Annotated in this window: 19 protein-coding genes; 9 read left to right on the forward strand and 10 right to left on the reverse strand. The window is 63.4% G+C overall.

Annotated features, from left to right (window positions below; all coding sequences use genetic code 11):
• The first annotated feature begins 11 nt into the window (after positions 1 to 11).
• The gene (gene phnX, locus D8767_RS19345; protein ID WP_016714972.1) at positions 12 to 839 is read left to right on the forward strand and encodes a phosphonoacetaldehyde hydrolase; all 828 of its coding nucleotides are present in this window, start codon (positions 12 to 14) and stop codon (positions 837 to 839) included.
• Positions 840 to 878: 39 nt separating this feature from the next.
• Here the strand turns inward: phnX and D8767_RS19350 are convergent, their stop codons facing one another.
• Positions 879 to 1,943, reverse strand: a complete 1,065-nt coding sequence (locus tag D8767_RS19350; RefSeq protein WP_016714971.1) for an AI-2E family transporter — start codon at positions 1,941 to 1,943, stop codon at positions 879 to 881.
• 133 nt (positions 1,944 to 2,076) lie between these two features.
• Between D8767_RS19350 and yegQ the strand changes: the two genes are divergently transcribed.
• The 4 genes from yegQ (at position 2,077) to D8767_RS19370 (ending at position 5,428) form a co-directional block, all read left to right on the forward strand.
• Positions 2,077 to 3,411, forward strand: a complete 1,335-nt coding sequence (yegQ, locus tag D8767_RS19355) for a tRNA 5-hydroxyuridine modification protein YegQ (protein WP_016714970.1) — start codon at positions 2,077 to 2,079, stop codon at positions 3,409 to 3,411.
• 77 nt (positions 3,412 to 3,488) lie between these two features.
• Positions 3,489 to 3,917, forward strand: coding sequence for a DUF411 domain-containing protein (locus D8767_RS19360; RefSeq protein WP_016714969.1), 429 nt, complete (start codon positions 3,489 to 3,491; stop codon positions 3,915 to 3,917).
• Positions 3,917 to 4,354: a YqaA family protein gene (locus tag D8767_RS19365; protein WP_016714968.1), complete on the forward strand. Its 438-nt coding sequence runs from the start codon at positions 3,917 to 3,919 to the stop codon at positions 4,352 to 4,354. The genes D8767_RS19360 and D8767_RS19365 overlap by 1 nt, the downstream gene beginning before the upstream one ends.
• Positions 4,355 to 4,429: 75 nt before the next feature.
• Entirely contained in the window at positions 4,430 to 5,428 is a 999-nt protein-coding gene (locus D8767_RS19370; RefSeq protein WP_028699780.1) for an alpha/beta fold hydrolase, read from the forward strand.
• Positions 5,429 to 5,458: 30 nt separating this feature from the next.
• Here D8767_RS19370 and zapE read toward each other — a convergent pair whose 3' ends face one another.
• From zapE to D8767_RS19395, 5 genes are all read right to left on the reverse strand, one after another.
• The gene (zapE, locus tag D8767_RS19375) at positions 5,459 to 6,565 is read right to left on the reverse strand and encodes a cell division protein ZapE (protein ID WP_016714966.1); all 1,107 of its coding nucleotides are present in this window, start codon (positions 6,563 to 6,565) and stop codon (positions 5,459 to 5,461) included.
• Between the two features lie 41 nt (positions 6,566 to 6,606).
• The gene (locus tag D8767_RS19380; protein WP_016714965.1) at positions 6,607 to 7,752 is read right to left on the reverse strand and encodes a PQQ-dependent sugar dehydrogenase; all 1,146 of its coding nucleotides are present in this window, start codon (positions 7,750 to 7,752) and stop codon (positions 6,607 to 6,609) included.
• Positions 7,753 to 7,774: 22 nt separating this feature from the next.
• Positions 7,775 to 8,092 carry a hypothetical protein gene (locus D8767_RS19385; protein ID WP_016714964.1) on the reverse strand — a complete coding sequence of 106 codons (318 nt, stop codon included), beginning with the start codon at positions 8,090 to 8,092 and terminating at the stop codon, positions 7,775 to 7,777.
• Positions 8,093 to 8,283: 191 nt separating this feature from the next.
• A complete protein-coding gene (gene speB / locus D8767_RS19390; RefSeq protein ID WP_016714963.1) occupies positions 8,284 to 9,249 on the reverse strand; it encodes an agmatinase in 966 nt (321 codons plus the stop codon).
• Positions 9,250 to 9,274: 25 nt separating this feature from the next.
• Positions 9,275 to 10,354, reverse strand: coding sequence for a polyamine ABC transporter substrate-binding protein (locus tag D8767_RS19395; RefSeq protein ID WP_016714961.1), 1,080 nt, complete (start codon positions 10,352 to 10,354; stop codon positions 9,275 to 9,277).
• Between the two features lie 102 nt (positions 10,355 to 10,456).
• Here D8767_RS19395 and D8767_RS19400 point away from each other — a divergent pair, with 102 nt between their 5' ends.
• Entirely contained in the window at positions 10,457 to 11,347 is an 891-nt protein-coding gene (locus tag D8767_RS19400; RefSeq protein WP_016714960.1) for a LysR family transcriptional regulator, read from the forward strand.
• A gap of 52 nt (positions 11,348 to 11,399) precedes the next feature.
• On the opposite strand, the gene D8767_RS19405 is transcribed toward D8767_RS19400, so the two are convergent.
• Both D8767_RS19405 and D8767_RS19410 read right to left on the reverse strand, forming a co-directional pair.
• A complete protein-coding gene (locus D8767_RS19405; RefSeq protein WP_016714959.1) occupies positions 11,400 to 13,826 on the reverse strand; it encodes a TonB-dependent receptor in 2,427 nt (808 codons plus the stop codon).
• Positions 13,827 to 13,953: 127 nt separating this feature from the next.
• Complete coding sequence (locus D8767_RS19410) at positions 13,954 to 15,078, reverse strand: sigma-70 family RNA polymerase sigma factor (RefSeq protein WP_016714958.1); 1,125 nt, start codon at positions 15,076 to 15,078, stop codon at positions 13,954 to 13,956.
• 134 nt (positions 15,079 to 15,212) lie between these two features.
• Between D8767_RS19410 and D8767_RS19415 the strand changes: the two genes are divergently transcribed.
• A complete protein-coding gene (locus D8767_RS19415) occupies positions 15,213 to 15,695 on the forward strand; it encodes an LEA type 2 family protein (RefSeq protein ID WP_016714957.1) in 483 nt (160 codons plus the stop codon).
• 17 nt (positions 15,696 to 15,712) lie between these two features.
• On the opposite strand, the gene D8767_RS19420 is transcribed toward D8767_RS19415, so the two are convergent.
• Positions 15,713 to 15,976, reverse strand: a complete 264-nt coding sequence (locus tag D8767_RS19420) for a hypothetical protein (RefSeq protein ID WP_121757571.1) — start codon at positions 15,974 to 15,976, stop codon at positions 15,713 to 15,715.
• 129 nt (positions 15,977 to 16,105) lie between these two features.
• Here D8767_RS19420 and D8767_RS19425 point away from each other — a divergent pair, with 129 nt between their 5' ends.
• Positions 16,106 to 16,426: a YqjD family protein gene (locus tag D8767_RS19425; RefSeq protein ID WP_016714955.1), complete on the forward strand. Its 321-nt coding sequence runs from the start codon at positions 16,106 to 16,108 to the stop codon at positions 16,424 to 16,426.
• A 22-nt stretch (positions 16,427 to 16,448) separates the two neighbouring features.
• Here D8767_RS19425 and D8767_RS19430 read toward each other — a convergent pair whose 3' ends face one another.
• The gene (locus tag D8767_RS19430; protein WP_016714954.1) at positions 16,449 to 17,066 is read right to left on the reverse strand and encodes a tRNA-(ms[2]io[6]A)-hydroxylase; all 618 of its coding nucleotides are present in this window, start codon (positions 17,064 to 17,066) and stop codon (positions 16,449 to 16,451) included.
• A 157-nt stretch (positions 17,067 to 17,223) separates the two neighbouring features.
• On the opposite strand from D8767_RS19430, the gene D8767_RS19435 reads away from it, so the two are divergent.
• Entirely contained in the window at positions 17,224 to 18,087 is an 864-nt protein-coding gene (locus D8767_RS19435) for a universal stress protein (RefSeq protein WP_016714953.1), read from the forward strand.
• The last annotated feature ends 49 nt before the right edge of the window (positions 18,088 to 18,136 follow it).

Here is an 18,136-nt window from a genome sequence, read left to right on the forward strand (position 1 = left end):
AATTAGCGCACATGAACTACAGCAACCCTACCCAGCTGCAAGCCGCCATCCTCGACTGGGCCGGCACCGTGGTCGATTTTGGCTCCTTCGCGCCGACCCAGATCTTCGTCGAGGCGTTCGCCGAATTCGACGTGCAAGTGACCATCGAGGAAGCCCGAGGCCCGATGGGCATGGGCAAATGGGACCACATCCGCACCCTGTGCGACGTACCGGAAATTGCCGAGCGCTACCGCAAGGTGTTCGGCCGCACCCCCACCGACGATGATGTCACCGCCATCTACAACCGCTTCATGCCACTGCAGATCGAGAAGATCGCCGTGCACTCGGCACTGATCCCCGGCGCCCTGGAAACCTTGACCGGCCTGCGCCAGAACGGCCTGAAGATCGGCTCCTGCTCAGGTTACCCGAAAGTGGTGATGGACAAGGTGGTGGAGCTGGCCGCGCAGAATGGCTACGTGGCCGACCATGTGGTAGCCACCGATGAAACCCCGAACGGTCGCCCCTGGCCAGCCCAGGCCTTGGCCAACGTGATTGCCCTTGGCATCGACGACGTAGCGGCCTGCGTGAAGGTGGATGACACCGTGCCGGGCATTCTCGAAGGCCGACGCGCCGGCATGTGGACCGTGGCCCTGGTGTGTTCGGGCAATGCCCTGGGGCTGACCTGGGAAGGCTACCGTGCACTGAGCGCCGAGAAGCTGGAAAGCGAGCGCACGCGCATTCACACGCTGTTCGCAGGCTCCCGCCCGCACTACCTGATCGACACCATCAACGAGCTGCCCGAAGTGATCGCCGACATCAACCGGCGCCTGGCCAAGGGCGAGATGCCGCAGGCCTCCTGAGCCGGCAAGTGGGGCCGCTTTGCGGCCCCCATGCACGGTCTACTGCGGCAACTGCACTTGCGGCTTGGTCGAGGCAAAGATTGCCCAGCTGGACACGAACAGTGCTGCGATCAATGGCCCGATTACGAAACCGTTGAGCCCAAAGACCGCCAGCCCACCCAACGTCGACACCAGGATCAGATAGTCCGGCATGCGCGTGTCCTTGCCCACCAGGATCGGCCGCAGCAGGTTGTCCACCAGGCCGATCACCAGCACCCCGAACGCGGTCAGGATCACCCCCGGCAATATGGCCCCGGTCAGCAGGAAATACGCGGCCACCGGCGCCCAGACGATGCCAGCGCCCACTGCCGGCAGCAGCGACAGGAACGCCATCAGCACCGCCCACACCAACGCACTGGGGATATCCAGCACCCAGAAGATGAACCCGCCCAGCGCCCCTTGGGTAATGGCCACCAGCACGTTACCTTTCACCGTCGCCCGCACCACCCGGTTGAATTTCAGCTGCAAACGGCGCTTCTGGGGTTCGGGCAGTGGCACGGCCAGGCGCACACGACGAGCCACCTCGGCGCCTTCTCTCAGGAAGAAGAACAGCAGGTACATCATGATGCCAAAGCTGATCACGAACTCGAACGTACCCTGACCGAAGCTGAAGGCCTGGCTGGCCAATACCTGGCTACCCTGGGTTGCCCACTTGGTGATTTTTTCGCGCAACGCGTCGAGGTTGCCCATACCCATGTTGTCCAGGCCATGCTGGGCGAACGCCGGGAGCATGTCCTTGCCGCGCTCGACGTAACCGGCGATGTCCAGTTGCCCGCTTTCGATACGCTGGTACAGCGTGGCCCCCTCCTGCACCAACAGTGCACTGGTGATGATCACTGGCAGGATCGCCACCAGCAGGCACACCAGCATCGTGGTGGCAGCGGCCAGGTTGCGCCTGCGCCCAAAGCGGATCAGCAGGTGCCGCTGCAGCGGGGCAAACAGAATGCCCAGTATCACCGCCCAGAAGATTGCACCGTAGTAAGGCAGCAATATCCAGAAAAAGGCGATGGTCACCAGCGCCAAAAGTACGGCCAGGGCTTTGTTCTGTAGCGCAGCTTCGTTCATCGCAGGTCCTCGAATGGCTTCTGGGATATTAGTGCGCGCCGCGTGGGTAAAAGTGCCACCACTCCTTTGATGCAAATCAATACGCGTTTTTTGCGCCAGCCCTAGCATCCGCGCCTTTTGCCCCGGTACGCACATGAACCCGACTGCCAAGCCCGAACTGCTGGCCCCCGCCGGCACCCTCAAGACCATGCGCTATGCCTTTGCCTACGGTGCCGACGCGGTCTATGCAGGCCAGCCGCGCTACAGCTTGCGGGTGCGTAACAATGAGTTCGACCATGCCAACCTCGCGCTGGGCATCCAGGAGGCGCATGCGTTGGGCAAGCGCTTTTACGTGGTGGTCAACATTGCTCCGCACAACGCCAAGCTCAAGACCTTCCTCAAAGACCTGGCGCCAGTGATCGACATGGCGCCGGATGCGCTGATCATGTCCGACCCCGGCCTGATCATGCTGGTGCGCCAGCACTTCCCGCAGATGCCGGTTCACCTGTCGGTGCAGGCCAATACGGTGAACTGGGCCAGCGTACAGTTCTGGCAGCAACTGGGCTTGAGCCGGGTCATCCTTTCACGCGAGCTGTCGCTCGAAGAAATCGAGGAAATTCGCCAGCAGGTGCCGGGCATGGAGCTGGAGGTGTTCGTCCACGGCGCCCTGTGCATGGCCTACTCCGGCCGTTGCCTGCTGTCGGGCTACCTCAACAAGCGTGACGCCAACCAGGGCACCTGCACCAACGCCTGCCGCTGGAAGTACGACGCCACGCCGGCCACCGAGAACGCCACCGGCGACATCGTGCGCGAAGTGCAGCCCACCCTTGGCCTGGGCGCCCCGACCGAGCAGGTGTTCCTGCTGCAGGAAAGCAACCGCCCCGGCACTGAAATGCCAGCCTTCGAGGATGAACACGGCACCTACATCATGAACGCCAAGGACCTGCGTGCCATCCAGCACGTCGAGCGCCTGGCCACCATGGGCGTGCATTCGCTGAAGATCGAAGGGCGCACCAAGTCGCACTTCTACTGTGCCCGCGCGGTGCAGTCATATCGCCAGGCCATTGACGACGCCGTGGCCGGGCGGCCGTTCGACCGCACCTTGATGGGCAACCTGGAGTCCCTTGCGCAACGAGGCTACACCGAAGGGTTCCTGCGCCGTCACGTACACGATGAGTACCAGAACTACCAGCGAGGTAATTCGGTCTCGGAGCGCCAGCAGTTCGTTGGCGAGCTGACCGGCGTGCGTGTCGATGGCCTGGCCGAGGTCAAGGTTAAGAACCGCTTCGCCGTGGGTGACCACCTGGAGCTGATGACCCCGCGCGGCAACTACCACTTCGACCTGCACCGCCTGTGCAACAGCCAGCAGCAGGCCATCGAGGTGGCGCCGGGCGATGGCCATGTGGTGTACCTGCCCATTCCGGAGCAGGTCGCGCTCGAGCATGCCCTGCTGATGCGCGACCTCGGTGCCGACGAGGCAGCAAGCTGACAGTACTGTAACGTGCAACTCAGTGGCCAGCCGCTTACGCTATGCTGCTGAACCAATGCTGGAAGGAGTGCTTTACCATGCTGCGCAAACACCTGCTGACCGTGGGGCTGCTGGCGATCACCGGCCTGGCCCAGGCCGCCGAGACCATCGATGTCTACCGTGACCCCAACTGCGGCTGCTGCAAGGCCTGGATCAGCCACCTGCGTGACAACGGTTTCACCGTCAATGACCACGTCGAGCCGAACATGAGCGCGGTGAAGCAACGCCTGGGCGTGGCACCACGCCTGGCGTCTTGTCACACGGGGGTGATCGACGGCAAGTTCGTCGAAGGCCACGTACCGGCCGAGCAGGTGCGCCTGCTGGCCAAACGCAATGACCTCAAGGGCCTGGCCGTACCGGGCATGCCCATGGGTTCGCCAGGCATGGAAATGGGTGACCACAAGGACGCCTACCAGGTTATCGGCGTGACCCAGGATGGCCAGGACACCGTGGTCGCCACCTACTGATGCTGAGCCTGTGGGCGCTGTTTCTCAGCGCCTTTGGCGCCGCCACCCTGCTGCCGCTGCAATCGGAGGCCGTGCTGGTCGGCCTGTTGCTGCGCCAGCCCGAGGCTTGGGCGACCCTGCTGCTGGTGGCCACATTGGGCAACGTGCTGGGTTCAGTGGTGAACTGGCTGTTGGGCCGGGCCATCGAGCACCTGCGCGACAAGCGCTGGTTCCCGTTCAGCGCAGCCCAGCTGACGCGTGCGCAGCAGCGCTACCAGCGCTGGGGCCAGTGGTCGCTGCTGCTCAGCTGGATGCCAGTGATCGGTGACCCGCTGACGCTGATCGCCGGGATCTTGCGCGAGCCGTTCTGGCGCTTTCTGCTGCTGGTCACCCTGGCCAAGGCTGGCCGTTATGCGGTGCTGGCAATGATCACCCTGGGCTGGTTTCACGCCTGGTAACACCTTTCACGTTCCCGACATGCGCCTGGCTGCTAAAGTCGCCTATTCCTACATGGCCCTACATGGAGTGCCCCCATGCTGCGCGCAACCGCCCTGGCCCTGGCCTGCCTTGTCGGCAGCCCGGCCATCGCCGCCGAGTCACCCACCTACGGCCCTCAGCTCGAAGGCTTCAGCTACCCACACCCGCTCAAGCATTTTGACTTCAAGTCCCAGGGCCAGGCCCTGCGGATGGGCTATATGGACGTCCCCGCGCAAGGCCAGGCCAACGGCCACAGCGTAGTGCTGATGCACGGCAAGAACTTCTGCGCCGCCACCTGGGAAACCACCATCGACGCCCTGAGCAAGGCCGGCTACCGTGTGATCGCGCCCGACCAGATCGGTTTCTGTACCTCCAGCAAACCGGCGTATTACCAGTACACGTTCCAGCAACTGGCGCACAATACCCATTCCTTGCTTGAACAACTGGGCGTGAAGCAGGCCATCGTGCTCGGCCATTCCACGGGCGGCATGCTCGCCACACGCTATGCGCTGATGTACCCGCAGCAGGTGGAACGCCTGGCCATGGTCAACCCGATTGGCCTGGAAGACTGGAAAGCCCTCGGCGTGCCCTACCGCACCGTGGACCAGTGGTATGCCCGCGAGCTCAAGCTGGATGCCAATGGTGTGCGCGAATATGAGCGCAAGACTTACTACGCCGGGCGCTGGAAGCCGGAGTACGAACGCTGGGTGCAGATGCTGGTGGGCCTGAACAAAGGGCCGGGGCATGAAGCGGTGGCTTGGAACTCGGCGTTGATCTACGACATGATCTTTACCCAGCCGGTGTACCACGAGTTCAAGGACCTGCAGATGCCGACGCTGCTACTGATCGGCGACAAGGACACCACCGCCATCGGCAGTGATATTGCGCCGCCAGACGTGAAGGCGAAGCTGGGCAAGTATGAAGTGCTGGGGCCACAGGTGGCCAAGCTGATTCCCAAAGCTGAACTGATCACCTTTGAAGGCATGGGGCATGCGCCACAGATCGAAGAGCCCGTGCGGTTCAATCGCACGCTGGTGGAGTGGCTGGGCAAATGAAACCGGGGGCGCTTAGCGCCCCTGCACCTTTCAGCCAAACCGCTGGAGTTGCATCTCCCGCAACCGGCTCAAGGTCCGCTGATACGGGAACGCCAGATACCCCTGCGTGTAGAGCCTTTCAAGCGGCACCTCTGCCTCCAGGTACAACGCCACCCGGCGGTCGTAGCATTCGTCAACCAAGGCGATGAAGCGGCGTACCGCATCGTCCTTGGGTGACAGTGCTGGCAACTCACGGTCGCCCGCCACCACTCGCGCTGCGCCGTCTTCGGTGCCACGGGCAATGCGACCGGCTTGCTGCTCACCGCCCAATGCCGGAATACCCGACACCAGAATGGCCGGAAAACGGTCGCAAAGCGCCATGAACTCCATGGCCGCCAGGGGTTGTTCGCACAGGTCGGTGAAGCGGCACCAGATAGCCTGCTCGCTGCGCCGCACGACCTGCACCTGTCTAGACCCGATGGCCAACGGCTGGTCACTGCCTGCAGCGTCCGGGCTGAGCTGGCGAAACACCTCCCCCAGCTGGCTCACCTGTCCCGCTTCTGCCACCCAATAGCGTTGCCGCGCTGCGCCGGGGTGCAGGCGATGGTCCTGCTCACCCGCCACCGACAATACTTGCATGTGCCGCTGGATCGCGCCGATGGCCGGTAGGAACCGCTCACGGTTGAAGCCGTCGCGGTAGAGCTGCTCAGGGGGCTGGTTGGATGTGGCGACAATGACTACGCCCTGATCGAACAGCACCTGAAACAAGCGGCCGAGGATGATCGCATCGCCGATGTCGTTGACGAACAGTTCGTCGAAGCAGAGCACGCGGATCTGCCCGGCCAACTCCCGGGCCAGCGCCAACAATGGGTCGGCAGTGCCGTTGAGCTGGAACAGCCGCTGATGCACCCAGGCCATGAAGTGGTGGAAGTGCTGGCGTCGGCTGGGGATGCGCAGGCAGCGGTAAAACTGGTCCATCAACCAGGTCTTGCCACGGCCAACCGGGCCCCAAAGGTAGATGCCCTGGGTAGAGCGGCTGTGTTCGACTGCCTGGAAACAGGCTTGCAAGGCATCGACGGCACGGGCCTGGGCAGGGTCGACGACGTAGCCCTGAGTAGTCAAGGCTTTCTGGTACAGGGATTGGGGGTCAATGGCCATAACGAATTCTACACGGCAGATGCTATTCGTGTAGGAGCGCGTCAGTCGACCAGGCCTACCTTGAGCAATGCACCGTCCTTGTCATCGGTCAGCACATACAGGTACCCATCCGGCCCTACCCGCACATCGCGGATTCGGGCCTTCAGGTCCACGAGCAGGCGCTCTTCATGCACCACCTTGTCGCCGTCCAGCTGCAAGCGAATCAGCTCCTGCGTTGCCAGTGCACCAATGAACAGGTTGTGGTCCCAAGCCTTGAACGTCGGGCTGTCGTAGAACGCCATGCCGCTGATGCCAGGCGACTTCTCCCACACATGGTGTGGGCCGACCATGCCATCGACATGCTTGCCCTTGGCCTCGGGGATCGGCAGCAGCGAGTAGTTGATGCCGTGGGTCGCAATCGGCCAGCCGTAGTTCTTGCCGGGCTCGGGGATGTTGATTTCGTCACCACCTCGCGGGCCGTGCTCGTGGGTCCACAGCTTGCCGGTCCATGGGTTGAGCGCGGCGCCTTGCTGGTTGCGGTGGCCGAACGACCAGATTTCCGGTCGCACGTTGTCCTTGCCTACAAAGGGGTTGTCCTTGGGCACTTCACCATCGGGAAGGATGCGCACGATCTTGCCTTGCAGCTTGTCCAGGTCCTGGGCCGTGGGGCGCTGGTTGTTCTCGCCCAGGGCGATGAACAGGTAGCCGTTGCGGTCGAACACCAGCCGCGAGCCAAAGTGGTTACCCACCGACAGCTTGGGCTGCTGGCGGAAGATCACGGTGAAGTTTTCCAGCCGGGCCCGGTCTTCGGACAGCTGGCCACGGCCGACTGCGGTGCCGGCCTTACCGTCACTGCCCTCCTCGGCGAAGGACAGGTACACGGTGCGGTCGTTGTCGAATGCGGGCGACAGCACCACATCCAGCAGGCCACCCTGCCCCTCGGCCCAGACCTTGGGCACACCGCTGATGGGCGGGCCAACCTTGCCTTCGGCGTTGACCAGCCGCAAATTGCCGGCACGCTCGGTCACCAGCATGTCCTTGCCGCCCGGCAAAAATGCCAATGCCCAGGGGTTGCGCAGGCCGTCAGCCAGGGTACTGACTGTCAAGGTGCCTTCTTCACTGCGAAACTGTTGCTCGGCCGCCGCCTGTGCCAACAAGGGCATGAGTGCGGCGGCGGTCACGCTGACCAGCCAGGTTGCTCTGGGCATGCAGGATTCCTTTCGTATGGGCTTATGGCGCACGCGTGCTGTCGCGCGGTGGCCGGGTGGGTTCCAGATTCGGGGTTTGCTGCTGGCGGCGCAGGTTGTCGCCATTGCCAATGCCCCGGTTGTCCAGGCTGGGCGTGCGTTGGTACGGGTCGGTGGATGGGCCGCGCACGGGCGGCGTGGCAGGCATGCTGCCTTGGCGGCTGTTGGGGTTGGCGCGCTGGATCGGGCTGTTGTAGGGGTTGTTGTTGCCGGCAGCGAGCTGCAACGGTGGCTGCGGAGCAGCGTGCGCGGGCAGGCACAAGGCCAGGCCAAGCGCCAGGATGGGCAATGACGGGTTCATGCTTCACCTCCTGTACGAAAATGCCGCGCCTGGGGGTTTTGATAGCGTAAGGCGCGAAGGGTTCGCGGCAAAAGTGTGAATGCGGGTGGAGTTGATTCCTGATGTTTCAGTATGGACCTTGGGGCTGCCATGCAGCCCTTTCGCGACACAAGGCCGCTTGTGTCGCGAAAAGGCCGCAAAGCGGCCCCCGATTACTGGGCTTTGTCTACCTTGTGCCGCGCCGCATACAAGCACAGCATCTCCATCGCCAACGTCGCCCCGGCCAATGCGGTGATGTCGGCATGGTCATAGGCCGGCGCCACTTCCACCAGGTCCATGCCCACCAGGTTGATGCCGCGCAGCCCGCCCAGAATCTCCAGCGCCTGCACCGTGCTCAGCCCGCCACACACCGGCGTACCCGTGCCAGGCGCATAAGCCGGGTCGAGGCAGTCGATATCGAACGTCAGGTACACCGGCCGGTCGCCCACCCGCTGACGAATCGCCGCAATGATCGCCTCGGTGCCCTGGCGGTGTACCTGCCGGGCATCCAGGATGGCAAAGCCCTGGCTGTCGTCGTTGGTGGTGCGCAGGCCGATCTGCACCGAGCTGCCCGGGTCGACCAGGCCTTCACGGGCCGCATGCCAGAACATGGTGCCATGGTCGATTCGCTTGCCCTCTTCGTCCGGCCAGGTATCGCTGTGGGCATCGAAGTGAATCAGCGCCAGCGGGCCATGCCGGCGAGCGTGAGCCTTGAGCAGCGGGTAGCTGATGAAGTGGTCGCCGCCCAAGGTGAGCATGGCGCAACCCGCCTGCAGGATATGCTCGGCATGGGCCTCGATGCTGTCCGGCACCGACTGTGGCGTGCCGCTGTCGAAGGCGCAGTCGCCGTAGTCGATCACTGCCAGGTGGTCGAACGGGTCGAACGCCCACGGCCAGTGCCGGGCCCAGGCCTGCTGCACCGAGGCGGCGCGGATCGCTCGCGGGCCAAAGCGTGCGCCAGGGCGGTTGCTGGTGGCGGTATCGAACGGCACACCGCTGACCACCACATCCACACCACGCAGGTCGCGGCTGTAGCGGCGGCGGGAGAAACTGGTAATGCCGGCGTAGGTACTTTCTGCGGCAGTGCCGTACAGGCTGTCGCGGGTCATCGCCTGGTCGTTGCTTGCGGCTTGGTCCACGGTCGGGCTCCTGGGTTGTTATGGGTTATTGCCGGGTGCGGAAGGCCGTCCACAGGCGGTTACGCTGGCGCAGGTCGGCCAGGGCCATGCTGCGGTCGGCGAACAGGCGCTGGCGCACTTCAGCCGGCGGGTAGATGTCGGGGTCGTTGCGCACTGCTTCGTCCAGCAGCGGCGTGGCCGCCTGGTTGGCGTTGGCAAAGAACAGCGTGTTGGTCAGCGCAGCCACCGACTCTGGCTTGAGCATGAAGGCGATGAAGGCCCGAGCTGCCTCGGGGTGCGGGGCGTCCTTAGGGATGACCAGGTTGTCCTGCCACACCAGCGTGCCCTCGCGGGGGATACGGTAGATCAGCTCGAACGGCTTGCCGGCACGACGCGCCTGGTCGGCGGCCATCGCCGCATCGCCGTTGTAGGTCAGCGCCAGGCACACGCTGCCATTGGCCAGGTCGCTGATCTGCCGGCCATTGGCGACGTAGCTGATCGAGGGTTGCAGTTGGCTCAGCAGGCGCTGCGCAGCCGCCAGATCATCCTTGTTCTGGCTGTACGGGTCCTTGCCCAGGTAGTTGAGGGCCACGCCAATCACCTCCTGCGGTGAATCGGGCATGGCAATGCCGCAATCCTTCAGGCGGCTGGCGTATTCGGGCTTGAACAGCAGGTCGAGGCTGTCCAGCGGCACATCACCCAGGCGCTGGCGCACCGCTTCCACGTTCACACCCAGGCCCAAGGTGCCCCAGGTGTACGGCACAGCATGGCGGTTCCCGGGGTCGGCCTCGGCGAGCTTGGCCAGCAGGTCCTTGTCGAGGTTGCTGTAGCCGGGCATGGCCTGAGGGTCGAGCGGTTGCAGGGCGTTGGCTTTCAGCGCCCGTGCCAGTACGGTCGACGATGGCACCACCACGTCGTAGCCACTGCCACCGGTCAGCAGCTTGGTTTCCAGTACTTCGGTGGTGTCGAAGGTGTCGTAGCGCACCTTGTAGCCGGTTTCCTGCTCGAAACGCTCGAGGGTTTGCGGGGCAACGTAGTCGGCCCAGCTGTAGAGATTGACGACCTTTTCTTCGGCTTGCAGCGGCAAGGCCAGAACCAGGGACAACAGGCACAACGATCGACGCATGGCGGACACCTCGGCAAATGGGTGGATGCCGCGAGCATGCCAGCCGGGTTACATTGCAGGAATGGCAAGTTTGTAAAGCTGACATTCAAAAGGAGCAATGTAATGCTCGGACAAGTGCACGACCCCGACCTGCACCTGCTGCGGCTGTTCGTCACTGTAGTCGAGGCCGGCGGCTTCAGCGCCGCACAAGGCGTGCTGGGCCTGAGCCAGCCCACCATCAGCCAGCGCATGGCACAGCTGGAAGCCCGCCTGGGTTATCGCCTGTGCAGCCGGGGCAAAGGCGGCTTTCACCTGACGGAGAAAGGCGCGTTGCTGCTGGAGGCGGCACGCGGGCTGCTGCTGAACATCGAGCAGTTTCGCCAGCAAGCCAATGGGGTTGCCGGGCGGTTGCTGGGGACCGTGCGCATCGGCATGGCGGAGAATCAGGACAAGGCGGTGAGCCTGAAGCTGGCGGCAGCCATTTCGGCATTTCGCACGCGTGAAGAAGCGGTACAACTGGAACTGATCAGTGCGCCACCAGCGGAGCTGGAACGGCTGTTGCTGGAGCAGCGGCTGGACTATGCCATCAGCTACTTCTCTGGCAACCAGGCGGCCTTTGACTACCAGCCGCTGTTCGAGGAGCGGCAACGCTTGTACTGCGGCAAAGGCCATGAGCTGTTCGGCGAGGCGGAAGTTGCGCTTGAGCGGTTGCTGGAGACCGACCAGGTGCGCCACCCGTACCGGTTTCTCAAAGGCGGTGAGCCATTCCAGAGCCGGCGCAGCATGGCGGTGGCAGAGCAGATCGAGAGTGTACTGACGTTCATTTTGTCGGGGCGGCATATTGGCTATCTGCCGCGCCATTGTGCGCAGGAGTGGGAGGCCGGGGGGGCGTTGTGGGCGCTGGACCCGGGGCTGGATTTTGTGGTGCCGTTTACTTTGGCCAGGCACCGGGCACAGGGGGTTGGCGAGGCACAGCAGGCGTTTGCGCAGGATTTGCTGGCAGCGTTTGCCTGAACTGGCCTCTTCGCGAGCTTGCCCGCGAAGAGGCCAGTTCAGGCGAAAACCATCAGTAAGCCATGCTCCAGGTCAAGGTGTAGGTACGCCCGCGCCCCTGGTAGTCATACAGATACGCCGGCCCGTAGGTCGGCGAATAGAACAACGTCGCACGCTGCCCCCAGACCGTGCTGTACTGCTTGTCCAGCAGGTTCTGGATGCCGGCACTGAAGGTGCCGAAGCCGGTGTCCTGGCTGCCCAGCAGGTCAAAGGTGGTGTAGCCGTCGATCTCGTGGTCGGCGTCGTCCTTCAGGCTGAAGGCATGGTTGGCCTGCAGCCGCGCACTGCGGCCATCGCCCTTCCAGCCGACAAATGCAGTGGCCTTGGACAACGAGGCATAACGGGCATCACGCTTGATCCAGCCACCGTCGGCAGCCTCTTCCTCGGAGCGGGTCAGGTGCAAGGTACCGCCTGCCTCCCAGCCGGTCTGGAAATGCCGGGTCAGCGCACCTTCAAAGCCGAAGTCGCGGCTCTTCTGCTCTTCCACGTTGATGGTCAGCGTTTGCGAATCGACGTTGATGATCTTGTCCGACCAGATGTAGTACAGCGCCGCCTGAGCATCCCAGTCCAAATCGGCATAGCGCCAGCCCAGTTCCACCTGGCGGCTCTTGATGCCGGCCAGCGGGTTGTCGGCCACACTCAGGCCTGGCTTGCCGTAGTACTTGGCCGGGTCCGGCAGGTCGAAGCCTTCGCCGTAGTTGGTCCACACCTGATGGCCGTTCTTGAAGTCGTAAATGGCACCGACGTTGAACAGGTTGACCTGGTAATCGTTGCTGCCGCCCGGTACGCCCTTGAAGTCGCTGACGTCCACGTCCATCTGCTGGCGGCGGGCGCCACCGGAGAGGGTCAGGTTGTCGGTGGCATGCCAGTCGAGCTGGGCGTACACCGACACACCATCGACACGGTAGCTGGGATAGCGCGGGGCCTTGCTGTCCTTTTCCAGTTCCAGGCCGCCCGACTCGGACGAAGTCAGGGCATTGAACGTGGTCTGCTCGGCGTTGAAACGCTCACGGTCCAGGTCGATGCCGTAGGTCAGTTTCAACGTGTCCCACTGCTTGGCGAACAGCCCTTTGAGGCTGGTGACCTCGAAATTTTGCTGCGAGGCGGCGAAGTACACCCCGCGCGACCCGGTGGGCGTGGCGCGGTTGTAGTACGGGAACGGGTAGAAGTTGTCGTCTTCCTTGCGGTACGAGGCCTGCAGGTAGAAGTCCTGGCCGAGCACATCGGTGTGGTGGTAGTTGGCGTTGAGCAGCAGGCGCCGGGTACGCGGCTCCAGGCCGGACGAGTAGCCGCTGCGCAGTTCGGCATCTTCCAGGTCGGACGGTGCGTTGTAGTTGAGGTTGGGGAAGTAGATACCCGTGCTGCCGTGGTTGCCCGAGTCGTAGTACTGGGCCAGCAGGTCGAGGCTCTGCTGGTCGTTCAATTGCAGGCCCAAGGTACCGAGCACATCGAGGGTGCGGTTGTACTGCAGGTCGGTCTGGGTGTTGTCGATGAAAATCTGGTCGCCAGCACCGTCGTAGAAGGCTTCGTTCTGCTCACCGGAGATACCCAGGCGGGCATTGACCCGCTCGTTGCCGCCGCTAATCGACTGGGCGAAGCGAGTGGCCAGGTCATCGCTGTTGTTGAAACCGCTGCTGGCACCCAGCTGCGTTTCAAAGCGCGCCGGGCCGGGCTCGCCCTTCTTGGTGACGATGTTGATGATGCCGCCGGTGGCACCGCCGCCGTAGATGGCGCTGGCGCCCGACAATACTTCGACACGCTCGACGTTGAACGGCGAAATGCTGTCGAACTGGCGCGACAGGCCGCGCGAGCTGTTCTGGCTGACCCCGTCGATCATCACCAGCACGTTGCGTCCGCGCATGTTCTGGCCGTAGTTGGTGCGCCCTTCCGGCGCCAGGTCGAGGCCGGGTACCAGCTTGCCGATGGCTTCCTTCAGGCTAACGCCGCTGTCGATCTGTTCGCGCAATTGCTGCTGGTCGACCACCCAGACCGTGCCGGGGATTTCGCTGATTGCAGTGCTGGTACGCGAGGCCACGCTGACTTCGATCGGCTTGAGGTTGACCGCCTGCGGCGCAGCCTCGGCCTTGCGCAGGGTGACAGTGCGGGCATCGCTGAACTGCCAGCCCATACCGCTGCCGGCCAGCAACTGCTGCAGGGCCTGCTCGACGTTGTAGCTGCCGTGCAACGCAGGGCTGGCCAGGCCTGCAACATCGCCCGTGGTGTACAGCAGGTGCAGGCCGGCCTGGTCGGCGAAGGCAGTCAGGGCCTGGTCCAGCGGCTGGGCTGGCAGGTCGAGCTGAACCTGACGGGCCTGGACCTGGGCCTGGTCGGCAGCGGTAGACGCCCATGCCGACAGCGGGCCGGCCAGCATGGCCAGGGCGCTGCAGGACATCAGGGCATGGTGAAGTGAACCGCGACGGCGGTGCAGGGGCTTGAGCATCAGAGGCACGAATGAGCTTCCTGACAAGTCGTAAATGAGAATGGGTTGCTGATCAGTCCCACTACGACGATCTGGCTTGCAGGAACTTGCAGTGGCAAATGGAAAATATTTTTATTTCTGTACCGGATCAGTGAACCACGGCCAACCACGGCAGGTAGGTCACCTTCAGGCCATACCGCTGCTCCAGCGTGCGCAACAGCGCCTCAGGCTCGTCAAGGTCAAACACCCCGCTCACCTCCATGGCTGCCAGCTTGCTGTCCGACAGCACAATCCGTCCATGCCGGTAACGTTCAAGTTCCGCCAGCACCTGCCCCAGCGGCTTGCCGTTGAAGATCAGCTTGCCGCGCTGCCAGGCCATCTGCGTTCCGGCATCGGCCGCTACCGCCAATGGACGTTCGCCAACCTTGGCCTCACCACGCGCCAGCACCACACGGCCATCGCGGCGCACGCTAAACGTGGCTGCACCACCCTGCACACGCGCACCCGCCGTCTCGACCACAAACGGCCGCGCGTCATCAGCGGTCTCGAACAAGGCCTCACCGGCATCCAGCACCACTCGGCGTTCGTGCTCGTTGAACACCACGCTCAGCGCACTGGCGCTGTTCAATGTCACCCGGGTGCCATCTGCCAGGGTGATCACCTGCCGCTCGCCCACTGCGGTGTGGTAATCCGCCAACAGCATCGGCGCCTGTTGCCAAGCAGCCGTAGCGGCGACCAGCAACACCACGGAGGCCGCCACACCCGCCTGTTTGAGCCAGTCGCGGCAATGGCGCAGGGCTTGGCCGATGTACTTGGCCACCATGCTCTCGGAGACCCCCAGCCGCTGTGCAATCTGCGCCTGGGTCAGGCCTTCGACGCGGTTCAGCAACAACGCCTGGCGGGCATTGTCGGGCAGTTTCAGCAGCGCATCGTCAAGGATTTGCAAGCGCTCCCGGGCCAACAACATCGCCTCGGGTGCTGGCGCCGGGCAGGCCAGTTCCCCTGCCCCGTCACAGTCGTCATGGCTGGCCGCCAGGCGCTGTTCGCGGCGCAAGGCATCGATCGCCAGGTTGCCGGCCACGCGGAAGATGAACCTGCGCGCATGCAGCACTGGCAGCGCCTGCTCATCGATCTTGACCAGCTTCAGGTAGGTTTCCTGAGCCACATCGGCGGCGCGCTGGCGGTCGCTCATGCGCCGGGTCAGAAACTGCAGCAGGTCGTCGTAGTGCTCCTGGAAACTCGCCAGCAGCCCCGACACGGGTGACGTCAGCATGGGTTTGGGAACAGCCAGTAGGAGGAGTTATCGGGCGTTAATGAGAAACAGTATCTTTCATCCTGTGGGGCACTTTCAACGCCCACTTGCATTTGCCACACTGACACTTCGCTCACTCTGGCAAGGTCGCCCTCATGACTGCCCGCCTGTACCGCTTTACCCGGTTAATGCTCGTGCTACTGATGGCCTATGGCCTGAACGCTTGTGCACTGTTCCAGCCACGTGACCCGATCAACATCAGTGTGATCGGCATCGAACCGCTGCCCGGCCAGGAACTGGAACTGCGCATGGCCGTGAAAATGCGGGTGCAAAACCCCAACGAATCCCCCATCGACTACAACGGCATTGCCCTCAACCTGGAAGTGAACGGCCAGCCGCTGGCCGCCGGGGTCAGCGACCAGCAGGGGCACATTGGCCGTTATGACGAGGCAGTGATCGTGGTGCCGGTTAGCATCACGGCATTTTCCTTCCTGCGCCAGGCCTATGGGCTGGGCAAGGTGGACTCGCTACAGGGCCTGCCCTATAAGCTGCGCGGCAAGCTGGCCGGTGGGCCGCTGGGGACTGTGCGCTTTACCGACGAGGGCAAGCTGGACCTGCCCAAGGGCACCTACTGGTAAGCACCGGGAGAGTGTGTTCAGCGGCTGGCGCTGGCGGCGGCCATCAGCTTGTTGACTTCGCTGCGCACCATGCTGGCGTATTCGGGGGGCGTCATGCCTTCCAGCTCGGCGCGTACCCATTCGGCCCACTTGCCCTTGCGACGCGGTTTTTCGGCAATCAGCCGGGCCGCTTCGGCCTTGGCCTTGCCCAGGTTGTTTTGCCACAGCTCGAACAACCGCGCCTTCTCTGCCTCGATCTGCGCCCGTTCCTCGAAGCTCTTGTTGGCCAGATTGAAACTCATGAAGGTACCTGCAGGTTTGAAAATGGCCGCTATCTTACACCCAGGCAACGCAACATCGGTAAGCCGGCGCAACTTTCCCGACGCGGCGGCATCCATTGTTCAAACCACCCCATCGACGAGGAAGAGTTCATGGCCCGGAAAAACGCCGCACTGGCAGACAGCGATCAGATCAAGGACCAGGTATTCAGCGAACTGCAATCGCTGATCGAAGAATCGGAAAAGCTGCTAAACGACAGCGCCGCCCTGGTGGGCGAAGAAGCCGAAACGTTACGCGCGCAGGTCAACCTGAAGCTGCGCCAGGCCCGCCAGGCGGCCAGCAATATGCGCAGCAAGGCGCAACCGGTGGTGGACGCCACCCAGGACTACATTGGTGGCCACCCATGGCAGACCGTGGCCATTTCCGCAGGCCTTGGCCTGGTGGTGGGCCTGCTGCTGGGCCGGCGCAACTGACGGCTGGGCCGCCTGGTGCGAATCAGGCGGCCAGCGCTTGCGGGATGCCGCTGTGGAAGCGCAGTTCCTGGTCCGGTGACTGGATCAACTCGACTTCAGCGGCACGCACCAGCTCCACACGACGAGCGATGTCTGCCTCATCACCGTAGTTGTGCGCCAGTTTCAGGTAGCCCTGGTAGTGGCGTGCTTCGCTTTTCAGCAGGCCGTGATAGAAGCGGCCTAGCTCCTCATCCAGGTGCGGCACCAGCGCGGCAAAGCGCTCACAGCTGCGTGCCTCGATAAATGCCCCCACCACCAGCGTATCCACCAGCTTGACCGGCTCGTGGGCGCGCACCAGGCGGCGCAGCCCCGACGCATAGCGCCCCGCCGACACAGGGCGCAGTGGCACGCCACGGCGTTTCATCAGCCGCAGCACCTGTTCATGGTGCACCAGCTCTTCACGGGCCAGGCGCGACATCATGTTGATCAGGTCGAGGTGGGTGTTGTACTTGGCCATCAGGCTCAAGGCCGTGCTGGCGGCCTTGAATTCGCAGTTCTTGTGGTCGATCAGCAGGGTTTCCTGGTCGGCCAGCGCCGCTTCGATCCAGGCATCTGGCGTCGGGCAGCCAAGAAAGGCGTCGATTTCGGGGATCAGGGACATAAGCGTGCAACCACACAGAACAGGCAGGGCTGGCGATTATAGCGGCGGCGGCGGGCGGCGTCAGTGACTATGCTTCTTGATGTACATCAAGCGCCAGCGGGGGGCGGGCCGTCTATAGTCAGGCATTGGTCGCCACCTTTGAAGGGAGCTAACGCCCATGCAAGCCGTCCGCAGCATCCTTGTCGTCCTCGACCCCGAGCACGCCCACAGCCGGGCGCTGACCCGGGCCAAGCTGATTGCCGGCGTGACCGGCGCACGCCTGCACCTGCTGATGTGCGACAAGCGGCATGATCACCATGCGCTGCTGAGCCTGTTGAGTAGTCAACTGCACGATGACGGCTACGACAATGTCACCCATGAAGAGGCCTGGCGCGGCAACCTGCACGACACCATCATCTATGTGCAGCAGGCCGAGGGTTGCGAGCTGGTGATCAAGGAACACCGCCCGGACAACCCGCTGAAAAAGGCCCTGCTCACCCCCAGCGACTGGAAGCTGCTGCGCCAGTGCCCGTGTGCCGTGCTAATGGTGAAGAGTGAGCGGCCCTGGACGGGTGGCGTGATCCTGGCAGCGGTGGACGTGGGCAACCAGGACGAGGATCACCGCCGCCTGCATGCCAGCATCATTGACCATGGCTTCGAGATTGCCAAACTGGCCAAGGGTGAACTGCATGTCATCAGCGCCCATCCGTCACCGATGCTGTCGGCGTCGGACCCGGCTTACCAGTTGAGCGAGACCATCGAAAAGCGCTATCGCGAGGCGTGCAAAGCGTTCCAGGCCGAGTACGACATTAGCGAAGAGCGCCTGCATGTGGCCGAAGGGCCGGCGGACGTGCTGATCCCGCATACCGAGCAGAAGCTGGACGCCGTGGTCACGGTGATCGGGACGGTGTGCCGCACGGGGATTACCGGGGCGTTGATTGGAAATACTTCGGAGGTGGTACTGGATGCTCTGGAAGGCGATGTATTGGTGCTGAAAAGCGAAGAAGCCATCGCCCACCAAGCCGAGTTGGCCCGCGGCTGAAGCAAACGCGATCTGTGTGGGAGCGGGTTTACCCACGAAAGCGTCGGTA

The sequence above is a fragment of the Pseudomonas sp. LTGT-11-2Z genome (assembly GCF_003691445.1).
In the GTDB taxonomy this organism is placed as follows: Bacteria; Pseudomonadota; Gammaproteobacteria; order Pseudomonadales; family Pseudomonadaceae; genus Aquipseudomonas; species Aquipseudomonas monteilii.